This is a genomic window from Ekhidna lutea (assembly GCF_900188325.1).
Lineage (GTDB): Bacteria > Bacteroidota > Bacteroidia > Cytophagales > Cyclobacteriaceae > Ekhidna > Ekhidna lutea.
In genome coordinates, this window is the sequence record NZ_FZPD01000007.1 from 81,682 (window position 1) to 103,918 (window position 22,237).

General features: G+C 39.0%; 19 protein-coding genes. 12 read left to right on the forward strand and 7 right to left on the reverse strand.

What is annotated here, in order from left to right; all coding sequences use genetic code 11:
- The first annotated feature begins 76 nt into the window (after window positions 1-76).
- Window positions 77-1,033 carry a transketolase family protein gene (locus CHB71_RS17960; RefSeq protein WP_089358347.1) on the forward strand — a complete coding sequence of 319 codons (957 nt, stop codon included), beginning with the start codon at window positions 77-79 and terminating at the stop codon, window positions 1,031-1,033.
- 70 nt (window positions 1,034-1,103) lie between these two features.
- Complete coding sequence (locus CHB71_RS17965) at window positions 1,104-2,294, forward strand: aspartate aminotransferase family protein (RefSeq protein ID WP_089358348.1); 1,191 nt, start codon at window positions 1,104-1,106, stop codon at window positions 2,292-2,294.
- 2 nt (window positions 2,295-2,296) lie between these two features.
- On the opposite strand, the gene CHB71_RS17970 is transcribed toward CHB71_RS17965, so the two are convergent.
- On the reverse strand, window positions 2,297-3,472 hold the full coding sequence (locus CHB71_RS17970) for a retropepsin-like aspartic protease (protein ID WP_089358349.1): 1,176 nt from the start codon (window positions 3,470-3,472) through the stop codon (window positions 2,297-2,299).
- Window positions 3,473-3,554: 82 nt separating this feature from the next.
- Between CHB71_RS17970 and CHB71_RS17975 the strand changes: the two genes are divergently transcribed.
- The 3 genes from CHB71_RS17975 (at window position 3,555) to CHB71_RS17985 (ending at window position 7,421) form a co-directional block, all read left to right on the forward strand.
- Complete coding sequence (locus CHB71_RS17975; protein WP_089358395.1) at window positions 3,555-4,367, forward strand: purine-nucleoside phosphorylase; 813 nt, start codon at window positions 3,555-3,557, stop codon at window positions 4,365-4,367.
- Between the two features lie 165 nt (window positions 4,368-4,532).
- A complete protein-coding gene (locus tag CHB71_RS17980) occupies window positions 4,533-6,452 on the forward strand; it encodes a sensor histidine kinase (RefSeq protein ID WP_089358350.1) in 1,920 nt (639 codons plus the stop codon).
- Between the two features lie 531 nt (window positions 6,453-6,983).
- Window positions 6,984-7,421: a hypothetical protein gene (locus CHB71_RS17985; RefSeq protein WP_089358351.1), complete on the forward strand. Its 438-nt coding sequence runs from the start codon at window positions 6,984-6,986 to the stop codon at window positions 7,419-7,421.
- A gap of 48 nt (window positions 7,422-7,469) precedes the next feature.
- On the opposite strand, the gene CHB71_RS17990 is transcribed toward CHB71_RS17985, so the two are convergent.
- A complete protein-coding gene (locus tag CHB71_RS17990; protein WP_089358352.1) occupies window positions 7,470-8,666 on the reverse strand; it encodes an acyl-CoA dehydrogenase family protein in 1,197 nt (398 codons plus the stop codon).
- Window positions 8,667-8,743: 77 nt separating this feature from the next.
- Between CHB71_RS17990 and CHB71_RS17995 the strand changes: the two genes are divergently transcribed.
- The 3 genes from CHB71_RS17995 to CHB71_RS18005 are packed head-to-tail and all read left to right on the forward strand — an operon-like array spanning window position 8,744 to window position 11,893.
- Window positions 8,744-9,703: a tryptophan 2,3-dioxygenase family protein gene (locus CHB71_RS17995; protein ID WP_089358353.1), complete on the forward strand. Its 960-nt coding sequence runs from the start codon at window positions 8,744-8,746 to the stop codon at window positions 9,701-9,703.
- Window positions 9,696-11,528 carry a toxin-antitoxin system YwqK family antitoxin gene (locus CHB71_RS18000; RefSeq protein ID WP_089358354.1) on the forward strand — a complete coding sequence of 611 codons (1,833 nt, stop codon included), beginning with the start codon at window positions 9,696-9,698 and terminating at the stop codon, window positions 11,526-11,528. The genes CHB71_RS17995 and CHB71_RS18000 overlap by 8 nt, the downstream gene beginning before the upstream one ends.
- Entirely contained in the window at window positions 11,525-11,893 is a 369-nt protein-coding gene (locus tag CHB71_RS18005) for a CoA-binding protein (RefSeq protein ID WP_089358355.1), read from the forward strand. The genes CHB71_RS18000 and CHB71_RS18005 overlap by 4 nt, the downstream gene beginning before the upstream one ends.
- Here CHB71_RS18005 and CHB71_RS18010 read toward each other — a convergent pair.
- The 3 genes from CHB71_RS18010 to CHB71_RS18020 all read right to left on the reverse strand — a co-directional run bounded on the left by CHB71_RS18010 (window position 11,890) and on the right by CHB71_RS18020 (window position 14,192).
- Window positions 11,890-12,696: a DUF2490 domain-containing protein gene (locus tag CHB71_RS18010; protein WP_089358356.1), complete on the reverse strand. Its 807-nt coding sequence runs from the start codon at window positions 12,694-12,696 to the stop codon at window positions 11,890-11,892. The two genes, CHB71_RS18005 and CHB71_RS18010, sit on opposite strands and share 4 nt — an antisense overlap.
- A gap of 73 nt (window positions 12,697-12,769) precedes the next feature.
- Window positions 12,770-13,912: a leucine-rich repeat domain-containing protein gene (locus CHB71_RS18015; RefSeq protein WP_089358357.1), complete on the reverse strand. Its 1,143-nt coding sequence runs from the start codon at window positions 13,910-13,912 to the stop codon at window positions 12,770-12,772.
- On the reverse strand, window positions 13,863-14,192 hold the full coding sequence (locus CHB71_RS18020) for a hypothetical protein (protein WP_089358358.1): 330 nt from the start codon (window positions 14,190-14,192) through the stop codon (window positions 13,863-13,865). The genes CHB71_RS18015 and CHB71_RS18020 overlap by 50 nt, the downstream gene beginning before the upstream one ends.
- Window positions 14,193-14,378: 186 nt before the next feature.
- On the opposite strand from CHB71_RS18020, the gene gyrB reads away from it, so the two are divergent.
- Complete coding sequence (gene gyrB, locus CHB71_RS18025) at window positions 14,379-16,337, forward strand: DNA topoisomerase (ATP-hydrolyzing) subunit B (RefSeq protein WP_089358359.1); 1,959 nt, start codon at window positions 14,379-14,381, stop codon at window positions 16,335-16,337.
- 1 nt (window position 16,338) lies between these two features.
- Here gyrB and CHB71_RS19115 read toward each other — a convergent pair whose 3' ends face one another.
- Window positions 16,339-16,461, reverse strand: coding sequence for a hypothetical protein (locus CHB71_RS19115; protein ID WP_262485934.1), 123 nt, complete (start codon window positions 16,459-16,461; stop codon window positions 16,339-16,341).
- 79 nt (window positions 16,462-16,540) lie between these two features.
- Here CHB71_RS19115 and CHB71_RS18030 point away from each other — a divergent pair, with 79 nt between their 5' ends.
- Window positions 16,541-18,370, forward strand: coding sequence for a M1 family metallopeptidase (locus tag CHB71_RS18030; protein ID WP_089358360.1), 1,830 nt, complete (start codon window positions 16,541-16,543; stop codon window positions 18,368-18,370).
- A gap of 9 nt (window positions 18,371-18,379) precedes the next feature.
- Here CHB71_RS18030 and CHB71_RS18035 read toward each other — a convergent pair whose 3' ends face one another.
- Entirely contained in the window at window positions 18,380-19,450 is a 1,071-nt protein-coding gene (locus tag CHB71_RS18035; RefSeq protein ID WP_089358361.1) for a DUF1573 domain-containing protein, read from the reverse strand.
- Between the two features lie 77 nt (window positions 19,451-19,527).
- Between CHB71_RS18035 and trpS the strand changes: the two genes are divergently transcribed.
- Both trpS and CHB71_RS18045 read left to right on the forward strand, forming a co-directional pair.
- The gene (gene trpS / locus CHB71_RS18040; RefSeq protein ID WP_089358362.1) at window positions 19,528-20,499 is read left to right on the forward strand and encodes a tryptophan--tRNA ligase; all 972 of its coding nucleotides are present in this window, start codon (window positions 19,528-19,530) and stop codon (window positions 20,497-20,499) included.
- A complete protein-coding gene (locus CHB71_RS18045; protein ID WP_245811365.1) occupies window positions 20,492-22,210 on the forward strand; it encodes a phospho-sugar mutase in 1,719 nt (572 codons plus the stop codon). Before trpS ends, CHB71_RS18045 begins: the two co-directional genes overlap by 8 nt.
- Window positions 22,211-22,237 lie beyond the last annotated feature (27 nt).

The following is a 22,237-nucleotide window of genomic DNA, read 5'->3' on the forward strand; positions in this document are numbered from 1 at the left end:
TTAATTAAGAAATATTAAGGCTTGAGATACTTTAAAATACCCTAATTAGAAATTTGAAACCTTTCACACCCAAAGAATGAAGACTAAGCTTACATATACAGACAAAAAAGATACTCGCTCGGGGTTTGGTGATGGTCTACTCGAAGCAGCTAAGAAAAACCCTCAGATTGTGGGTTTATGCGCTGATCTCACAGGATCACTAAAAATGAATGCTTTTCAAAAGGAATTTCCAGACCGCTTTTTCCAGGTGGGAATAGCAGAAGCTAATATGATGGGAATTGCTGCTGGTTTGGCAACTGCAGGAAAAATTCCTTTCACAGGAACTTTTGCAAATTTTTCCACCAGTCGTGTTTACGATCAGCTAAGGCAATCAATAGCCTATTCCGAAAAGAACGTGAAAGTATGTGCTTCTCATGCCGGTCTTACACTAGGGGAAGATGGAGCTACTCATCAGGTACTTGAAGATATTGGAATGACCAAAATGCTTCCAAACTTCACAGTTATTAATCCTTGCGATTATCATCAGACCAAAGCGGCAACCATGGCTATTGCCGATCATCATGGCCCTGTTTATTTACGATTCGGAAGACCCGGATGGCCTATGTTCATGCAGGATCAGCCATTTGAAATAGGAAAAGCAATAACGCTAATAGAAGGTAGCGATGTTTCAATTTTCGCAACTGGACACATGGTTTGGAGAGCAATCGAAGCAGAAGCCATTTTAGAAGATCAGGGAATTTCTGCTGAGGTTATCAACATTCACACCATAAAGCCATTGGATGAACAAGCCATTCTTCAATCGGTTAGAAAAACCGGATGTGCAGTCTCTGCAGAAGAACACCAAATGGCAGGAGGTCTTGGTGAAAGCATCGCTCAAACAATCGTGAAAAATCACCTGGTTCCTCAGGAGTTTGTTGCTGTCAATGACCAATTCGGAGAAAGTGGTAAGCCTGAAGACTTACTTGATAAATATGGGTTGGGCGTGAGTGATATTGTTGAGAAGGCTAAAAAAGCTATTCGAAGAAAGGGCTGATCCATCAAAAAACTGAAATAGAGCCGAGTCATGAATTGTCTCGGTTTTTTTTGTCGTGCATCTTTGTAGCATGCCTACACAAAGACAGCTCTTCCTTAATCACCTGGCTCAAACATCTGATGCTCCCCTCCTCCTGGAAATGGTTTCGGCGGAAGGAATTTACATGACGGATGTAGACGGTAAGAAATACATTGACTTAATATCAGGTATAGGTGTATCCAATGTAGGTCATCGACATCCTAATGTAATTGATGCCATAAAAGATCAGGTAGATAAGCACCTTCACGTCATGGTATATGGAGAGTTTGTTCAGAGTCCGCAAGTAAAGTTGGCCGAAGCGCTTACAAACACACTTCCAGATAATCTTAACTCCGTTTATCTGGTTAACTCTGGTAGTGAAGCCATTGAAGGAGCGATGAAACTTGCCAAGAGATATACAGGCAGGTCCAAACTGATAGCTTGTAACAATGCCTATCATGGCTCAAGTCATGGTGCTTTGTCATTAACAGGCAGTGAATCCTTCAAAAGAAACTACAGGCCATTACTTCCAGCCATTTCTCACATTGATTTTGGATCGTCGGAGGAATTAAATCAAATAACATCAGAAATCGCCGCTGTTGTGATAGAAACCGTTCAGGGCGAAGCTGGTGTTAGACAGGCTGATAATGATTACTGGAAGGCTTTAAGGCGTAAATGTGATGAAACAGACACACTTCTGATCTTGGACGAGATCCAATGCGGATTCGGAAGAACCGGCAGGTTCTGGGCATTTGAACATTACGGAATCAAACCTGACATTCTCGTGAGTGCCAAAGGAATGGGTGGAGGAATGCCAATTGGTTGTTTTATTTCAGACAAGGAAATCATGCAGGTCTTTACCGACAACCCGGTCTTGGGGCATATTTCTACTTTTGGAGGACATCCTGTTTCGTCAGCCGCTGCATTAGCAACTTTAGAGACTATCCTAAATGAACATTTACTTGATGGTGTTGCTGAGAAGGAAGCTTTGTTTCATTCATATCTAAAACATCCGCTTATCAAAGAAGTGCGAAGCAAAGGCTTGATGATGGCCGTTGAATTTGAAAGCTATGACATCCTAAAGCCTATAATTGATAGAGCTATAGAGTTAGGTGTGGTTACTGATTGGTTTTTATTTAATGACAAATCTATGCGAATAGCCCCCCCTCTGATTATTACTGAAGATGAAATAAAAAAAGCCTGTAACATTATATTCCAGGCCATTGACGATATCAGTAAGTAATGTTAAATCAATTGATCCAGATCCAGGGTAAATGATTGCTCCTCCCCTTCCTGCCATAAAGTGAGCTCGATATTTTTGTTTGCTTGTTCTAGTAAATCTCGCAGCTCAGGCAATGCGTAGGCTTTGATGTCTTTTCCATTTACACGAAGTATTTCTGCATCTTTAACAATACCTACAAGTTTGGCTGGACTCGCATCATAAACCTTATGAACTAAGACCTTGCTCATATCCTCGCTTAATTGGAGATTTAAGCCACTTGCATTTACGCTAAAAGCGTTATCAATATTTCTATTCTTGACGAAATAAATTTTCTCTCTGGAATAGTCAAAAGTTATGTTAAACCTCTTTAAAAGTTTATTACCAATTATTCCGGCTACTTTTTTATTGTGTTGTATTCCGTGCTTGGCCGTACTAATTCCAATTGGCATTTTCTCAAAATCAAACGTTCCAAATCCGAAATTTCTAACACGACCCTCATAATGGGTTGTTTCCTTATTACTTAAGCCGGCAACAGGATAGGAGAAGTGCTCACCAGTTCGTTCTATTATATCATTTTTAGCTGCAAACCTTGTGTTGAAATCCAGTGTTGCCCCCGCTCCGGTATTTACAAAAAATTCACCTGAAAGCACTTCGCCATCATTCAGTGTCACCTGGGCTTCAATATGTGGAATATAATTATCCAACTTAAACTCAAAACTCTCTCCGAATCCTTCATGCACATACGAAGGCTGATCATATAATTCAAACATTCCCTGGTCATAATCAAGTTTCACAACATAATGATGAAGTAAATCATACCCGATAATACCATCAATATTCTTACCTATGCTCATTTCCAAATGCCTTAAACTAGTGGCATATAATTCAATATCTTTTTCAAGTACAATTCCATTTAATTCGATTGTATTGTGATCAATCAGAGCTCCTTTTACTGCACCTTGGGCGCTTGTTTTGGAAGCAGCATGATCCAAATCCAAGCCAAGCTCTTGCGCAACGTCTAGATCTATTACCGGAAGCCCATCGCCCGTATCAAAAATAAAATCCAGTGGTTCCGATCCATCCACGCTCAATTGGATGAATATGTGATCTCCAAATAACTGCATCTTAGTGGATGTAATTGGAGACTGAGCGTTACAATATAGGCAAGTAAATACCAGCAGGTATAGAATTCTTTTCATTGTGCTAAGAGTCTGATTAATTTCAGGTCAATTTAGAAATTTATGCTTTAATTGAAGACAACCTAGACATATTGATATGCAAATGATTGAAAAAGTAAGTACGGCGGTAAAGTTTTTAAAAGAAAAAGGATTTGATAATCCTGATGTGGGAATCATTCTTGGAACAGGTCTGGGAGCACTCATAGAAGATATTGAAGTAGAGCATGAATTTGTTTACTCCAACATTCCTCATTTTCCAATCGCCACAGTTGAGTTTCACAAAGGGAAACTTATATATGGAACACTTGCTGGTAAAAAAGTGGTAGCAATGCAGGGACGGTTTCACTACTATGAAGGCCACAGCATGGCTCAGGTAGTTTTCCCGGTTAGGGTAATGCAAATGTTAGGCATAAAAAAGCTGATCATTTCAAATGCTGGTGGGTGCATGAATCTGAATTGGAAGAAAGGTGAATTAATGCTCATCGACGACCATATCAATTTACAGCCGGACAATCCATTGCGAGGATATGAGGCTACAGCATTTGGCCAGATCTTTACAGACATGAGCCAGCCATACGACTCAGAAATGAACAGCCAGCTGATGGATATCGCAACCAAGAATAGCATCAAACTCAATAAAGGCGTGTATGTTTCTGTGGTGGGCCCTAGCCTTGAGACTCGGGCAGAGTATCGATACCTGAGAATGATAGGCGCAGATGTTGTAGGGATGAGCACCGTACCGGAAGTGATTGCTGCAAATCAAATGGGGCTTCCTGTTTCTGCCATTTCCGTTTTAACAGACTACTGTGATCCGGATAATTTAGAGCCAATCAATATTGAAGATATCATTGCTACTGCAAAAATGGCTGAGAAGGATCTTGTTGTTCTAATTAAAGAATTAATGAGTTTTATATGATGGGAATGTGAACTAACCTTAGAAATGTGTTAACCCAACGAAAATGAACATTTTCTACCCATAAATGTTCGTTATTTGTACATCAATAATCCCCCTACTAATATTGATGATCATGGCAGGTAGTCCTGCGAAATAGAATAGCGATTGAGGTATTTAGCTTTTTTCATGTATATACTGCCTCTACTTGGGCTTTCACAAGTCAAAATAGCGGGTGAAAAAATAACAAGATTGAATGGGGACTGGAATCTTGTTTTAAATCAATTTCTTTCATATGAGGAAACATTTGAAGTTCAAGGGGAACCTCTCTATGTACCGAGCACATGGAATCAATTTCAGGTTGATGGTGAAGAATTCAGTGGACAAGGGTATGGAACTTATTTTAAAACAATAGAACTATCTGAAAAGGATCAGGATTACATAATTTATGTACGACCTGTCGGAATCGCATATTCCATTTATGTGAACGACATCCTTTTAGGGCATGTAGGCAACCCTTCTAAAGACCCAGCGAAAGAGGAGCCGAAAATTCAAACGGACATCTATCAAATCCCTCAAGAGTTTAGTGGAAAGACCATTACTATTATTTTACATATTTCCAATTATTCACATAGAAATGGTGGGTTATGGTACGCACCTGAGGTCGCTGAAGCTGACTACTTCTATGACACTCATCTGAAGCGAACGATTATAAATATGCTAGTTCTCGGGAGCATACTGATCATCATGTGCTACCACCTCTTTTTATTTATATTAAGACCAAAAGAGCGTTATAGCCTTTACTTTTCGCTCACTTGTTTGTGCCTTCTGGTTCATTCAATGTCTCAGGGAGATATACCAATTCTTTACTTGTTTCCTGAAACTCCTTGGCACGTTGTGGTAAAGATGTCATATGTAACATTGTTTACTATAGGCTCATTGAACCTGATGTTCATTCGCGAGCTTTATCCGGAGCTGGTATCAAAGAAGGTAAATACGCTTGTTGCCTTTATAAGCTTTCTAGGCGGACTCTTTGGGGTGATATTTGCTCCTGCCATTTCTAATTACCTCGTTCTACCTTTTCAGATCATCACAATGACGGTGGGTATTTACCTATTAGTCGTCATGATTATTGCATCCAGCAGAAACCTTAATGGTGCTCGAATTCTTCTAATAGGATATACAATTACCTTTTTAGCCGCAATACATGACGTACTTAACAGTCAGTTTATTATAGAATCAACACCTGCGATTCAATATGGGGTTTTCATTTATGTGCTTACGCTTTCTATGGTTTTAGCCAAGAGATTTACCAATTCCATTACAATAAATGAACGATTACGTTTTGAACTTAATGAGTTCAATAATGAATTAGAAGACAGAGTAGAGCAAAGAACTTCTGAACTAATAAATCAAAAAGAACTTGTAGCCGAACAAAATGAAGAATTAAACCAAATAATGACGGTTCTGGCTCATGACCTTAAATCGCCTCTACTTAATATTAATAGCCTTTCCCAGATGATGGTAAAGCAAGAAAAGGAAAAACTAAAAGAATCAAGTGCTATCATGCAAAAAATAGCCAAGGACGGGGTGGAAATGATAGACAGATTGATTTCACTTAAAAAGTTTGAAAATGAGGATATTGGTGAGCGGTTCAAACCAATCAATATCAGCCAGCTTATGGAGCTAAAAATTCTTGAGTTTTCACCACAAGCTAAGCTGAAAAGTCAGACAATTAAATCCAATATCAAGGAGGACATAGTTCTTTCCACAAGTGAGCGGCATTTTAGTAAGGTTATCGAAAATCTACTATCTAATGCGATCAAATTCTCTCCAATAAAGTCTGAAATAAAGCTCACTTTAACTTCTTCAAATAAACTTATCCAACTATTTGTTAGTGATGAGGGCCCTGGCTTTTCTTCTGAAGATAAGGAGCTTATTTTTCGGAAATTTCAACGTCTTAGCGCAACACCCACAGCTGGTGAATCATCATCAGGTCTTGGCTTATCAATAGTAAACACTTTAGTGAAAAAACTTGGAGGAAAAATCCAGCTAAATAGCGAAGAGGGAAAAGGATCTGAATTTAACCTTATTTTTCCCTCATCCTGATTCAATGGATATTGATTAGATGTTTCAATAATCAATTCAGATAAATATGGATCAGCTTTTTCCAATGTTGACTTAAATGGCCAATGGTCATTTAAATCCACTTCTGTAACCCTGACTTTTATTGGAACCATAATGCGCATATTCACATGTGCTTTAAACTTGCTTCCGCAGGCACAAGTACAAAGTAGTAAAAGTAAAATAGTGGTGACTTTCATTTATTCAGTGATTGAATAGCTAAACTAGACATCCACATATCAAATGTAAATCCCCTAAAAGTGGTATTTTATTATCACTTGATAAAAAAATTGCTACTAACGCTACCCACTTCTGGGTATTTTGAAAAAAATTATTAGCACGTCTATCGATCCTTATCCCAAAAGTGTTTAATCTCGAATTCTTATTGGTTAAGAATCCGGAAACATTGTTTCCAAAAAATCTATCTTTAGGATAGTTGGTTGGGTCCGAAAAGCTTTTGTTAGTATCGGACCCTTTTTTGTGCTTTGTAGATTTCTGGTTGCATATATTCGTACAATGGAACTTGACAAAAAACTTCTGGAGTCTGAGTACTTCCACCTCCAGTCTGAAATCGAAAACTATGATAACAAATCGCTCACTATTAAAGCATGGAGCGTTTCTGTTGCAGGATTTATCGCCGGGTCTAGTGCATTTACTGAAAACAAGCTCGTTATCCTTTTTGCCGCACTGGTCAGCCTCATGTTTTGGGTTATCGACGCATCATGGAAATCATTCCAGTATTCCCACTATATTAGAATTGGCAAAATTGAAAGTTATATGCGCGGAGAGTTAAAAGAATTGGCCAACTTTCAAATCACAAAATCTTGGATAAAATCGCATAAAAAAGGAGGAACTTTTCGATTTTTCAAGATTCTGTTCTTTCTACATGTCATCCTACCACATGGTGTCATGTTTGTGTTGCTATCAGCCCTCTACTTTTACCTTATAAACTAAAAAAGCTGCCCGAAAGCAGCTTTTAATGATAATCTATAATCAATTACACTATTTAAATGCTGGAATTCCTGTGATTTCAGCTCCAAGAATAAGCAAATGAATATCATGAGTTCCTTCATAAGTTACCACAGATTCTAAATTCATCATATGACGCATCATTGGATATTCACCGGTAATTCCCATTCCACCATGGATTTGCCTTGCTTCCCGTGCAATATTTAATGCGACTTCCACGCTGTTTCTTTTCGCCATTGAAATCTGCGATGTAGTGGCTTTACCTTCATCCATCATTTTTCCTAACTTCCAGTTTAATAGTTGTGCTTTAGTAATTTCCGTAAGCATTTCCGAAAGCTTTTTCTGAACCAACTGAAAAGCTCCTATCGGTTTACCAAACTGGACTCGCTCAAGAGAATACCGCTTAGCAGAATCGTAACAGTCCATTGCTGCACCAATTGCACCCCATGCAATGCCATACCTTGCCTTATCAAGACATCCCATTGGTGCTCCTAAACCACTCTTTCCTGGTAGTAGGTTTTCCTTAGGCACCTTTACATCGCTGAACACCAGTTCACCTGTGCAAGATGCTCGTAAAGACCACTTTCCATGGGTTTCAGGGGTGCTGAACCCCTCCATGCCACGTTCTACAATCAGTCCATGGATTCTCCCCTCTTCATTTTTTGCCCAAACCACAGCAACATCCGCATATGGTGAATTGGAAATCCACATTTTAGCCCCATTGAGTAGATAATGGTCACCTTTATCTTTAAAATGAGTCTCCATTCCGCTAGGGTTAGAACCGTGATTTGGTTCTGTGAGGCCAAAGCATCCTAGCATTTCACCTGAAGCAAGCTTAGGCAAGTATTTTTTCTTCTGCTCTTCAGACCCGTAGGCATAAATAGGATACATTACCAAAGATCCTTGCACTGATGCTGTTGATCTCATTCCTGAATCTCCACGCTCAACTTCCTGCATGATCAGACCATAAGAGGTATAGTCTAATCCCCCGCCCCCATATTCGGTCGGTATGGTGGGTCCAAAGGCCCCTACCTCTCCAAATTTTTTCACAATTTCTTCAGGAAAGTGATTCTTTTCTGCCCAATCTTCTATGTAAGGGGTGATTTCTTTTTTAACAAAGTCTCTTACAGATGACCTGATTAATTTATGCTCTTCAGTAAGCAAATCATCCAGGGCATAAAAATCAGGTGATTCAAATTCATCTACAAAATTTCGCTTTTCGGCACTCATCAGAAGGTAGGGTTTTATGTCTGTTGTTAAAATTTTGGGCCAAATTTACAACCATATAATTCAACAAAAACAGAACTATGAGCGAAAAGAAGATCGACGAAAATATTATCAAGCAACTCACCAAACTTGAAGAAAAATATGAGGCGATGGGTCAGGACTTATCCAGCTATTTGGATGGGCTATTATACTCCGATTATCTGACTTATTGGGATTATATTCATCTTGACACGCTCCTCAGTCTACAATCACCACGGACTGCTATTCCGGATGAAAAAATCTTCATTTTATATCACCAGGTAACCGAATTGTATTTTAGAATGATCCTGAATGAAATGGAGCAAATCACCTTTACCGACCCAATTGGTGAAAAAACATTTCTAAAGAGACTAAAACGTGTCAATAGATACCTTGACCATTTAATCGATTCTTTTGATGTGATGACTGACGGCATGGATCAGGATCAGTTTCTGGCCTTCAGGATGGCGTTGCTACCTGCTAGTGGCTTCCAGTCAGCACAATACAGGAAATTAGAGATTTTCTCTACAGACTTTCACAACCTCGTAAATATTGATAAAAGAGAAGAGTTGAAATCAAATGAGGATATCAAAAAACTCTATGAATTACTTTACTGGAAAGCGGGCGCAACAGAATTAGCAACAGGGAAGAAAACACTTACCCTGAAGCAATTTGAAGCTAAATACAGTCAAGAATTTATTCAGCTAGGCGAGCAACTCAAATCTTGTAATATTCTCCGAAAGTTTAGTGAACATTATGAAGATAATGAAGATATCAGGCATGAAATGAAGAAGCTAGACCAGAAAGCGAATGTTGACTGGCCACTGCAACACTTAAAATCGGCTACAAGGTACCTTCAACGGGACCCTGAAGTGATCAAAGCCTCCGGAGGAACGAATTGGCAGAAGTATCTTCCTCCCCGCAGACAAAGAATTATTTTTTATCCGGAGCTTTGGAGCACTGAAGAAACACACGAATGGGGTCAAAAATTTAAACGAGCCTTAGCAAGTCCGCATGCTTAAACTAAGCTGTTACATATCATTCTTCTTTTTAACTACGCTTGCTCATTCGCAGATCAAGCAAGGCAAGAATTATTTTGATGCCGACAGCACCAAGGTGAGCGAGGTGTATCATTTTTCATTGAAAGACTCCACACTTCAGGGAGCCTACGAATCTTTTTATCTCAATGGTTCATTAAAAACCTATGGGTGGTATGAGAACAACAAGGCCGATAGTTTATGGACATACTACTATGAAAATGGGCGAAAAAAAGCCACAGGCAGATTTAGGGGTGGATTACCATCTGGGAAATGGCAGTATTTCTACGAGAATGGAAACCTGAAATCAGAAGGAGTTCTCATCGGTAATTCAAAAGAGGGATTTTGGAAGTTTTATTTTGAAAATGATGGGGAGAAGAGCCACGGCAATTACATAAACAACAAAAAGGACGGAATTTGGAATTACTTCTATGAAGATGGATCACTTAAAGCACAGGCGATTATTGAGAATGAATCCGGTTCTTATACAGAATTCTATCCCTCCGGCGATCGCAGAATGGAGGGACAAAACAAAAATGACAAAAGCACCGGAGAATGGACCTATTATTACGAATCAGGTGAGGTTGAGGCCGTAGGAGAATTTAAGGAAGGATTGAAAACTGGCGAATGGAAGTATTATCATAAGAATGGCGAGGTGGCTGCAACCGGCGTATATAAAAATGGAGCTCGTCAGGGTAAATGGAAGTATTTCCATGAAAATGGTCAGTTAAGTCAATCAGGAAACATAATAGATGACCAGAAAGACGGCTATTGGAAGCTTTTCTACCCTACAGGTGACCTGCTTGGGGAAGCACAATTCAATGTTGGTGATGGAGAATTTAATGAATACTATCCGAGCGGCAACCAAAAAGCTAAGGGAAACATTGAAGATGGAGCTAAAACAGGAACATGGTATTATTATAGTGATCAGGGATTTATTGAGGGAGAGGCAATCTTAGAAGATGGTGAAGGTAGCTATACAGGATATTACCCAGATGGTACCATAAAAATGAAGGGCCAGATAAAAAACGATAAAAGAATTGGAGAATGGACATTGTATAATCCGGATGAAACCATAGCTGGTACCTATCACCCAATTTATGAAAATGAAAAACCGATTTTTAAAACCCGCATAACCAATGATTTAACAGAAAAGGAATCACTTGACAAACCCAGTTATCATCCTGAAAAGAGAGGATTGCGCTACTTTCTCCCTAGAGTAAATGAATATAGAGGAATTATTATTGGTTCAAATCCTTTATGGTTGTTTGATGAAAAACTACCGGTTGCAGTTGAGTATTACATTCAAGAACGACTTGGCTATGAAGTACAGTTCGATTTGTTGCGCGATCCGTTTTTCAAGTCAGATACCGAAATTGGTGATTATCAAATCTACAGAAGAGGTGTGAAAGTCCATTTGCGTCAAAAATTCTATCATGCAGACTCCAAACTGGGCATGTTTTACTTCGGACATGAGGTAAACATCAAGTATCAAAATAATCAGGTAAATCATCTTGATACGCTCATTATACAACAACCACGTCGTTTCGGAAATCTGGTGGAAACTTCATATGGGTATGGTTTGTTTGTTGGTAGCCGATGGATGAAAGATGTAGGAACCTCAGGAATCACTATAGATGTTTTTCTAGGCTTAAGTGTGTCAGCTCGTTCATTTGAAAAGCAATATGAACCTATTCAAGTGCTTGATAATTACTTTGATAGAGAAATCAAGTCATCCGTGCACTTCCCTGTTCTATTTGGAGTGAACATCGGCTATGCAGTAACAAAAAGCAAAAGCAAAACCCAATGAGTAAAAAAACGGCAATTTTTGGCGCCACAACAAATCCTGGCAGATATGCCTTCCTTGCCGCCGAAAGACTCCATTCACATAATCATGAAATAATCCCAATTGGTATAAAAAAAGGAGTTGTTTTTGGCTCTGAAATTTTAAATCTGAGAGAGAAGCCAGGGATTGAAAATCTTCACACCATTACCATGTACATTGGCCCTCAAAACCAGAAAGAATGGGAAAACTATATTATTTCACTAGCACCACAAAGGATCATTTTTAACCCTGGTGCAGAAAATTCCGCATTACAAAAAGCAGCTGAAAATAAGGGAATAGAAACCTTGAATGCCTGCACACTGGTAATGCTTGCAAGCGGACTCTATTAGTGAATTGGAATCGGACGTTCTTCCCTGTGTCTATACAGGTGCAAGTCCATGTGGTGGATCACGCTTAGTCTGAATATGTGGCGTTGTTCATACTCAAATGGCGAGCCTTTATGCCTGAATGACAGCATGTATCCTCCCTGAACCTGAAACTGCTCGCTCAAATTGTATCCCATTCCAACATACGACCGATTATCTTCAAAGTGGTTGTAGACAATTGACTTGCCTGCCTGCATGAATATTTCATTGTAGAAAGCCACAAATAATGTGTGATTTTCAAATGCGGGTTTATTCAATGGAACATATACAGTGAGTTTATAACGAAAACGATGCGTCAACTCAAAAGGTGAATCTTTTTCATATGCCCTCCGCCACCTTTGCTCTGTCCGCAGTTGATGAAAGACCTTAATATGTTCAAATGGTGTAGCCAGCACTGCTTGCTGCCATAATCGATACTGCGGTACAATGTTGTCGACCTTTGGATCTTCTGGGTTAGGTGCCCAGTAAAAAGGAAGCACCACGCCTGCAGTGAAATCCAAATATTTAGCAATAGTGTAAGTAGCACCAAATCTTAAATAGATTTGAGCCATATCATTAAACCCATTCTTTCTTCTTACATGATACTCGCCATAGTAGGCCCACTTATCGTTGAAATGGTATTTAGTATAAAACCCCAACCATATACCATCAGTCTTTGTAATCTCTTTTTCATTCGGTGTTTGTGGAGCCTGGGGATCCAATTGCGCTTTTAGCAAAAAAGGGCTTAAAAAATAGATCAACGCTAAAAGTCTCAATAGCTGATTCATAATCCGCGAAGGTTAGGTCAGCCAAAATTGAACTTTTTAAAGGAGAAAATTTAATTTTTGAAGTTAAATTAAATCACTCATCAGTTATCCCTAAAAGTTGGAGGCTTGGGACAACATTTGTTCCCTTATCAGCTAGTACACCTAAGGCTTCTTTTGTTTCAATTTGATCTCGTTTCTGGATATCTATTGCCAGATTTCTCCAATAGAAAGTAGAAAGATCAAGCTGTTTTATCTCTGAAGGGATTTCTCTAATGTCGGTATCTGAAATATCTAGATCTCGAAGACTCCTCATATTCAAAATTTGCTTTGGAAATTGTGGAACATAGTTGTTTTGAAAATGAAGAACCTTCAACTTTTCAAGATTTGAAATCTCTTGTGGCAGTTCACTAATTCTATTATGATGAATGTACAGTTCCTCTAACTCTTTTAATTCTCCAATTTCAGCGGGAATGTCATATAGGTTATTAAATGAAAGGTAAAGGATATGTAAATTCTTCAATCTCCCAATTTCAGGCGGAATTTTTTCCAATTGATTATAGTACAGGTCGATAACTTCCAAATTATTAAGATCAAAAATGTCTGATGGTAACTGATCAACATTGTTTTTGTACAATGAAAACTTAGTCAACTTCTGAAGGTTTGAGATTCCTGAGGGAATAGTTTTGAGTTTATTTACCTGAATTTGAAGCTCTTGTAATTCCATCATTTTGTATAATGATGGATGAATACTGGCCAGCTCACATTTATTGATTTTTAGAACTTTTAAATCTTTAATGAGCCAGTACCACCTTTTATCAAGCCTCAGAGGGTTTTGGCTCAATTCAAGCTCGTGTAATTCTTTCATTCTCCATAAACCCCAAAGCGGTATTTTTTCAAACTCATTACGACTAAGTACTAGCTCCTTAATTCCATTCATTCGATGAACTTTAGGGAGTTTATTTAGATTATTGTTTGATAAATCAAGTTTTTCAATACCCTCTAATCTCGGGAGTTTCACTTTGCTCTTATCCAGATTATTGTTTCGCCAGTATATTCGTTTAAGCTGATGCAACTGATCGATATCTCGAGGTAATTCCGAGATGTTGTTCCCGTCCAAAACCAACACTTCTACATTCTTTGCTTCGAAAACAAACCTGGGAAGTGCTGATAGCTGCGCATTCGAAAGGTCAATTTTCGATATTAATTGCAGATTTGGATTTGATTTTATATGATTCAATACGTTGTAATGCTTCGATTCTCAGTTTTTCATTTTTTATACTATTAAGAGAATCCATAAATTTTTTAGGATTCCGAGCCATCCTTTTTTTAAATAATTCCGCTCGTTTTAATCTTTCTTCATAGGTCCTTTTTTGGGCAGTTAAACTATCCGTTTCGGAGGTATTCTTATTAACATTTATTCCCGTTTCTTTTCTTTCCCGCACATTGCTTTCCTGACTGAAAGCCGATAAAGAAACGACTAATAAAATGAATGAAGAAAGAGGCTGAATATTTAACATAATTGGTCAGGTATAAAAGGTGTAAATATTAACAATAATTAGCTAAGCAAAAACCTAACCAGTAGTGATATTTTTAGTACATTTGAGGGTTTAAAAATGACTGCATTTCTAACGCACAAAAGCCAATTGCATAAATTCAAAAATCTTTGATTTTAGCTTTTAAAATGCGTTTTTTAATCATTGCACATGGAAGAAAATAAGCAAAACAAAAAAGGAGATTATTCAGCAAGTAATATCCAGGTATTAGAGGGTCTGGAAGCGGTAAGAAAAAGACCTGCAATGTACATCGGAGACATTGGGACAAAAGGTCTTCATCACATGGTTTGGGAGGTGGTGGATAATTCCATCGATGAAGCGATGGCTGGACACTGTGACACTATCACAGTAGAGATAAATACAGACGAATCCATAACAGTCACCGATAATGGTCGTGGTATTCCAACAGACATTCATAAGAAAGAAAACAGAAGTGCATTAGAAGTTGTAATGACCGTGCTTCATGCGGGCGGCAAGTTTGACAAGGACACCTACAAAGTTTCCGGTGGACTTCACGGTGTTGGGGTTTCCTGCGTTAATGCTTTGTCATCCAAACTTGTAGCCACTGTGCATAGGAATGGTAAGATATACGAGCAAGAGTATAGCACAGGAATACCAAAGGAACCAGTTAAAGAAATTGGCACTACTGATATCAGTGGGACAGTCATCCATTTTCAGCCGGATATGGATATTTTCAGTGCCAATAAGTACAATTCAGAAACAATTGCCTCCAGACTTAGAGAACTTTCCTTTTTGAACGCTGGTATCACGATTCATATGATTGATCATAGGGATCTGGATGAATCAGGAGAACCAAATAAAGAAACATTCTTTTCAGAGGGTGGGCTTTCTGAGTTTGTATCTTACCTGGACTCAACTCGGGAAAACTTAATCCCTGACCCTATCTATATGATAGGTGATAAAGGAGCTGTTCCAGTTGAAGTAGCGCTGAGTTATAACACTTCCTATACGGAGAATGTTGTTTCATATGTAAACAACATCAACACAATTGAAGGCGGAACGCACGTATCCGGATTCAGAAGAGCCTTAACAAGAACGCTAAAAAGTTATGCTGACAAGTCGGGCCTCTTGGATAAAGTAAAGGTTGAAATATCTGGAGATGATTTTCGTGAAGGTTTAACAGCGGTAATTTCCGTGAAAGTAGCTGAGCCTCAGTTTGAGGGACAAACCAAGACTAAACTTGGTAATTCCGATGTGATGGGTGCTGTAGACACATGTGTGAGCGAGATACTAAACGAATACCTTGAAGAACATCCAAAGGAAGCTAAACAGATCGTATCTAAGGTGATTATAGCTGCGCAAGCCCGTCATGCGGCCAGAAAAGCTCGTGAGATGGTGCAGCGAAAGAATGTCCTGTCAGGCACAGGCTTACCGGGAAAACTTGCTGATTGCTCCGATAAAGATCCTTCTGTTTGTGAACTCTACTTGGTTGAGGGTGATTCAGCTGGAGGTTCGGCGAAACAAGGTAGAGACCGAAAATTTCAAGCTATCCTTCCGCTAAGGGGTAAAATTCTAAACGTAGAAAAAGCGCAAGAGCATAAAATCTACGATAATGATGAGATCAAAAATATGATAACCGCGTTAGGGGTTTCGTTTGGGACTGAGGAAGACGAGAAAGCCCTTAACATGGACAAGCTTCGCTACCACAAGATCATCATCATGACAGATGCGGATATTGATGGAAGTCACATTAGAACACTGATACTTACCTTCTTCTTTAGGTACATGAGATCACTCATTGAAAAAGGCTATCTCTACATTGCATTACCTCCTTTGTATTTAATAAAGAAAGGTAAAACCGAAAAGTATGCCTGGTCAGAAGATGATAGAGTAAAGACTGTAAAAGAGGTAGCTCCAAATGGCAAAGAAGATGCTGTAAGTGTTCAGCGATATAAGGGTTTAGGAGAAATGAATCCGGATCAGTTATGGACAACCACGATGGATCCGGCACATAGGAGTCTTAAGCAGGTTACAATAGAGTCAGCTGCCGAGGCGGATCACTTGTTCTCAATGCTCATGGGTGATGAAGTTGCACCACGCAGAGAGTTTATTGAGAAGAACGCCAAATACGCCAATGTAGACGTGTAGTTTATTTAGATAACAAAATCTGATACATGGCCTGGATAAACTTCCAAATTACGGCAAACGTAAAGAGGATTGCAGATCCAAAAGCGAAAATGATCAGAAGAAAAAAGTCTAAAATTTTCTCCATATTCTTCAGGTTAATATCTTTATCAATATACGATTTAATTAACCAAAGTGGATATGGAATGTTTAACTAATTTTCGGTTATGAAATATAATTTTATTAAGACATCTCTTTTCCTTCTTTTATTTGGTTGTTACGTGTCTTCTGGATTCGCTCAGGAGTATTGGCAACAACGAGTAGAATATCAGATGGATATTGATTTCGATGTTGAGAATCATCAATTTACAGGTAATCAAACATTGAATTATTTTAATAATAGTCCAGATACCTTAAAAAGAGTGTTTTATCATCTCTATTTCAATGCTTTCCAGCCAAATAGCATGATGGATGTACGAAGCAGGACCATCGAAGACCCGGACTCACGGGTGCGGGATCGGATATCAAAATTGGATAATTCTGAGATCGGGTACCATAAAGTACTTTCGCTGAATCAAGATGGCGAAGAAGCTGAATATAAAATTGAGGGAACTGTACTAGAAGTTATTTTAGCTAAGCCCCTCCTTCCCGGTTCCTCAACCGTTTTAAATATGAATTTTCAAAGCCAGGTACCACTTCAAATAAGACGTAGTGGAAGAGACAATGCTGAGGGTATTGACTACAGCATGGCGCAATGGTATCCTAAAATGGCCGAGTATGATGAGAGAGGTTGGCATGCTCATCCATATGTCGCTAGAGAGTTTTACGCTCCATGGGGTGATTTCACAGTGAATATCTCCATAGATAAGGATTATATCATCGCTGGAACAGGAGTACTTCAAAATGCAAATGAAATAGGATATGGATACGAGGATGAAGGTGTAAATGTGAAAAGAAAAGGGAAGAAGTTGACTTGGAAATTTGAAGCAAAAAATGTTCATGATTTTGTTTGGGCTGCTGATCCGGATTACACGCACACTACAGCTCAAGTAAGCGGTGGACCGACCCTACACTTCTTTCATCAAAAAGGTGCCAAAACGGAAGCCTGGAATGAACTTCCAGGACTAACGGTGCAGGCTTTTGAATACATTGAAGAAAACTTTGGGGAGTACCCTTATCCTCACTATTCTATAATCCAAGGGGGAGATGGCGGAATGGAATACCCGATGGCAACTCTTATCACTGGACACAGGTCCATAAACAGCTTACTTGGAGTTACCATCCACGAAGCACTGCATAGCTGGTATCAAGGCTTGCTAGCGACAAATGAAAGCTACTATGCCTGGATGGATGAAGGATTCACGGAGTATGCTGAGACTAAAACTATGGCTAGTATAAATAACAACCAAAACCCTTGGGGAAGTAAATATAAGGCCTACATATACCTTGCTAATAGTGGTAAAGAGGAACCAATGAGCACTCATTCTGATCATTACTCAACAAACTTTGCTTATTCCTTAGCCGCCTATACAAAGGGTGCTGTGGCCTTGGCTCAACTAAACTATATCATTGGGGAAACTGCTACTGCCTCAGCTCTCAAGAAATATTATTACCTATGGAGGTTTAAACATCCAGACATGTATGATTGGATCAGAGTCTTTGAAAAGGAATCTGAGCTTGAACTTGATTGGTACCTTGACTATTGGGTGAATACAACACATACAATTGACTATGCCGTAGATTCAGTAAATGAAGCAGATGGAAAAACAACTGTAACATTGAAACGAGAAGGCAAAATGCCAATGCCAATGGACGTTTATGTAACATTTGCTGATGGAACCAAGAAAATTTATTACGCACCACTTGTAATGATGAGGGGTGAAAAAGAGAATGAATCAGAATTAGAACGAATTGTGCTCCCTGACTGGTCATGGACACATCCTTCTTATCAATTTACCATTGATACTCCACTCAGTGAGATCACTTCAATAGAAATTGATGAAAGCCGGTATATGGCGGATGTGAATAGAGAAAACAATAAATGGGAGAAGGAATAATTTCTTCTCCTAATTATCAGCTTTTTCTACCTTCCCTTTGAGGGTAATTATTTGCGTCGGAGCTACTGGATCATTGGAGTAAATAGTAATCGATTTGTATTGATTCCCACGCATTTCTGAGGTGTCAAAAAAGACTGTGAGCGTTTGACTCTTCCCTTTTTTGATGCCTTTCTTTTTTAGATCGTAGGTAATACACCCACAGTTTGATTTAACGGCACGCAACTCAAGTTTATCGTTACCATCATTCATCAATTCAAATTCTTTCTCTAAAACCACGCCGGCTGTTACTTTTCCAAAATCATAAGATCGTTCTGAGATGTTTAGCTTCGCAGCATTGTCCAATTCCTCTGCTGTCATTTCGGGAAAATACTCTTCGATAACAGCCATAACCGACAAATTTTCCTCTGAGCGGCTGTTAAGTTTGATATTATCACTAACAAAACCATAGTCAGCTTTCTTATTGGGGTCATAGACTACCTTAATCTGACCTACTTCTCTTGGATTGAGAAATTCCTGAACTAACTCAACCTGTATGTGCTCGGGCAATGTCATTGCACCTGGGCTAAGTACGACAGTAGTATCTGAATAATTGAAAACATCAAAGGTCTTTGCAATAGGCTTTTCAGTAGTAATCTTTCCCATATTTAATCCGCGATATTTCAATCTAAGATCTCCCGCTGAAATTGGAAATTCCTCTTCAGGAGTTTTTGGCTTTGGTTTCACAAAACCGGATATATAGAGTGTCCTATTAGAGGATGCATCAGTAGTTGTAAGCCGCAATGATTTTCTGAAACGCCCTGGCCGATTCCTCGGATTGTATTTAGCTTTTACATATCCCGAATCGCCTGGCATCACCTCTTCCCTCGTCCATCCGGGAGTTGTACAACCGCATGAAGCTTTTACATTGGTGATTTTAACAGGTTCATTCCCCGTATTCACAAAATGAAACGTGAATTCAGCAGGTCCTCCCTCTTCCTGAATATCGCCAAAATTGTGATCAGTCACTGCAAAATCAAGCTTTGATTGTGCAAAACCTCCAATAAAAAATAATAAAGTAAATACTGAAAAAATATTTCTCATTTCTAATTTCGTTTTCCTTCTTTCTTACTCAACACGCAAAGACCTCAAATTATTTAGGTTTGCACAAATTTTATTAAATGGCACGAATTCTTACAGGCATCCAAAGCTCAGGTAAACCACATTTAGGCAACCTTCTGGGGGCCATCATACCTGCTATAGAGCTGTCAAAAAACAAAGACAATGAGTCTTTCTTTTTTATCGCAGATTTACACTCTCTCACTACCATCAAAGATGCAAATCTACGAATAGAAAATACTAACGCAGTAGCAGCGGCATGGTTGGCTTGTGGATTTGATACATCTGCTAATACTTTTTACCGGCAATCTCGTGTTCCGGCTTGCTGTGAGCTCACATGGTACCTGAATTGTTTTACCCCTTTCCCCATGCTAGCCAATGCTCACTCGTTTAAAGATAAGTCTAATCGACTAGCTGATGTAAACGCAGGTCTATTTGACTATCCTGTACTTATGGCATCTGATATTCTCCTTTATGATGCCAATTTCGTTCCTGTCGGAAAGGATCAAAAGCAACATTTGGAGATGACGAGAGACATGGCTTCATCATTTAACCACCAGTTCGGTGAAACGTTTACACTGCCTGAAGCACTTATTGATGATCAGGTCATGACTATCCCGGGAACAGATGGTCAGAAAATGAGCAAGAGCTATGGAAATATCATTGATGTGTTTCTACCTGAAAAGAAGCTTCGCAAGAATGTAATGCAAATAGTCACTGATAGCACACCTCTGGAGGAGCCCAAAAATCCTGACACATGTCACGTTTTTGCCATTTACCAATTGGTGGCGTCAAAAGAGCAGACTTCAGAAATGAGAAAAAAATATGAGGGTGGAAATTATGGCTATGGCCATGCAAAACAGGAGCTTTTTGAGTTGCTATTAGAGAAGTTTACTAGCGAGCGAGAAAAGTTTAACTACTACATGACCAACCTTGACGAGTTGGAAGCTGAATTGCGAAAGGGTGAAGAAAAAGCTGCCGAAATTGCAAATGAAGTTTTGACAAGAGTGAAAAGAAAATTAGGATATGCCTGAAAAGATGAGTGCAAAAGATAAAGCAGGGAATTGGCTTAAAGCCAACAATATGGACGATGAGTCCAAAAATAAGATTACTCAGCTGCTAGAAAGCGAAGATGAGTTAAACGAAGCTTTTTTCCATGACCTTGAGTTTGGAACAGGCGGCCTCAGGGGTATTATGGGAATCGGAACCAACAGGATAAATAAATATACAGTTGGTATGGCTACACAGGGGTTTGCCAATTACCTAAAAAGTCAATTTAGCAACGAAATCAAAGTTGCAATTGCTCATGATAGTAGAAACAATAGTCGGCTTTTTGCAGAAACAACAGCTGCTGTATTTTCCGCAAATGGGATCAAAGTATTTCTATTTGAAGACCTGCGTCCTACACCGGAGCTTTCCTTTGCAATAAGACACCTTGGCTGTCAGGGAGGTGTAGTCCTTACTGCCTCTCATAATCCTAAAGAATACAATGGATATAAAGCATACTGGTCTGATGGTGGTCAGCTTGTTCCGCCACACGATAAAAATGTAATAGCAGAAGTAAAAAAGATCAATTCCATTGACGAAATCAACTTTGATAGTAATCCTGAGTTGATTGAATCACTTGGCAAGGATTTAGACATGGCTTACCTAGAGATGATAAAGGGCCTCTCCCTGGATCCTAAAGCTATTGCTGATAATAACGATCTTAGAATCGTGTTTTCATCGATTCATGGTACCGGCATCACAATGGTGCCTCAGGCACTTAAGGAGCTCGGGTTCAAAAATGTACATATCGTTAAATCTCAGGAAAACCCAGATGGAAACTTCCCGACGGTAGTTTACCCCAACCCGGAAGAAAAAGAGGCAATGTCACTGGCATTAAAAGAGGCTGAAAAAATAGATGCAGATCTTGTAATGGCAACAGACCCGGATGCTGACAGAGTCGGAATAGCTGTTAAAAACACCAAAGGTGAGTTTCAGCTACTTAACGGCAACCAGACAGGCGCTCTACTGGTTTTTTATCTGATGAAGAAATGGGATGAAAAAGGATTAAAGGGTAATGAGTACATTGGAAAAACCATTGTAACAACTGAACTGATCAGAGATATTGCAAACAGCTTCAATACAAAATGCTATGATACACTTACCGGATTTAAGTGGATTGCAGACATGATACGCGAACGAGAAGGTAAAGAAGTATTTATTGGAGGAGGAGAAGAAAGCTATGGTTATATGATTGGGGAGGCAGTGAGAGATAAGGATGCTGTTGCAAGCAGTGTGATAATTGCTGAGTTGACTGCCTGGGCTAAAGGACAAGGTTTAAGTGTTTTCGAACTTCTGACAAACATCTATGACAAATATGGTTTCTATTACGAGGAACTAAAATCCATCACAAAAAAAGGGTTACAAGGTGCCGAAGAAATCCAACGTATGATGAGCGATTTCAGATCAAACCCACCAAAAGAGCTCGCTGGATCCAGAGTTACCTATGTCATAGACTATTCAGTTAGCAAAAAAATCGACGAAGATGGAAAAAAAGAATATGTAGACCTTCCAAAATCGAATGTCCTTCAATACCTTTCCGATGACGGAACTAAAGTAAGTATCAGGCCTTCCGGAACTGAACCAAAAATCAAATTCTATTTTTCGGTTAAGGGCAAACTTGAAGGAAGGGATTATTTTAGCGCCGAGAAAAAATTAAAATCTAAAGTTCATAACTTATTGAATGACTTGAATTTGTGATCAAATCTCAAATAATTGGATTAAATA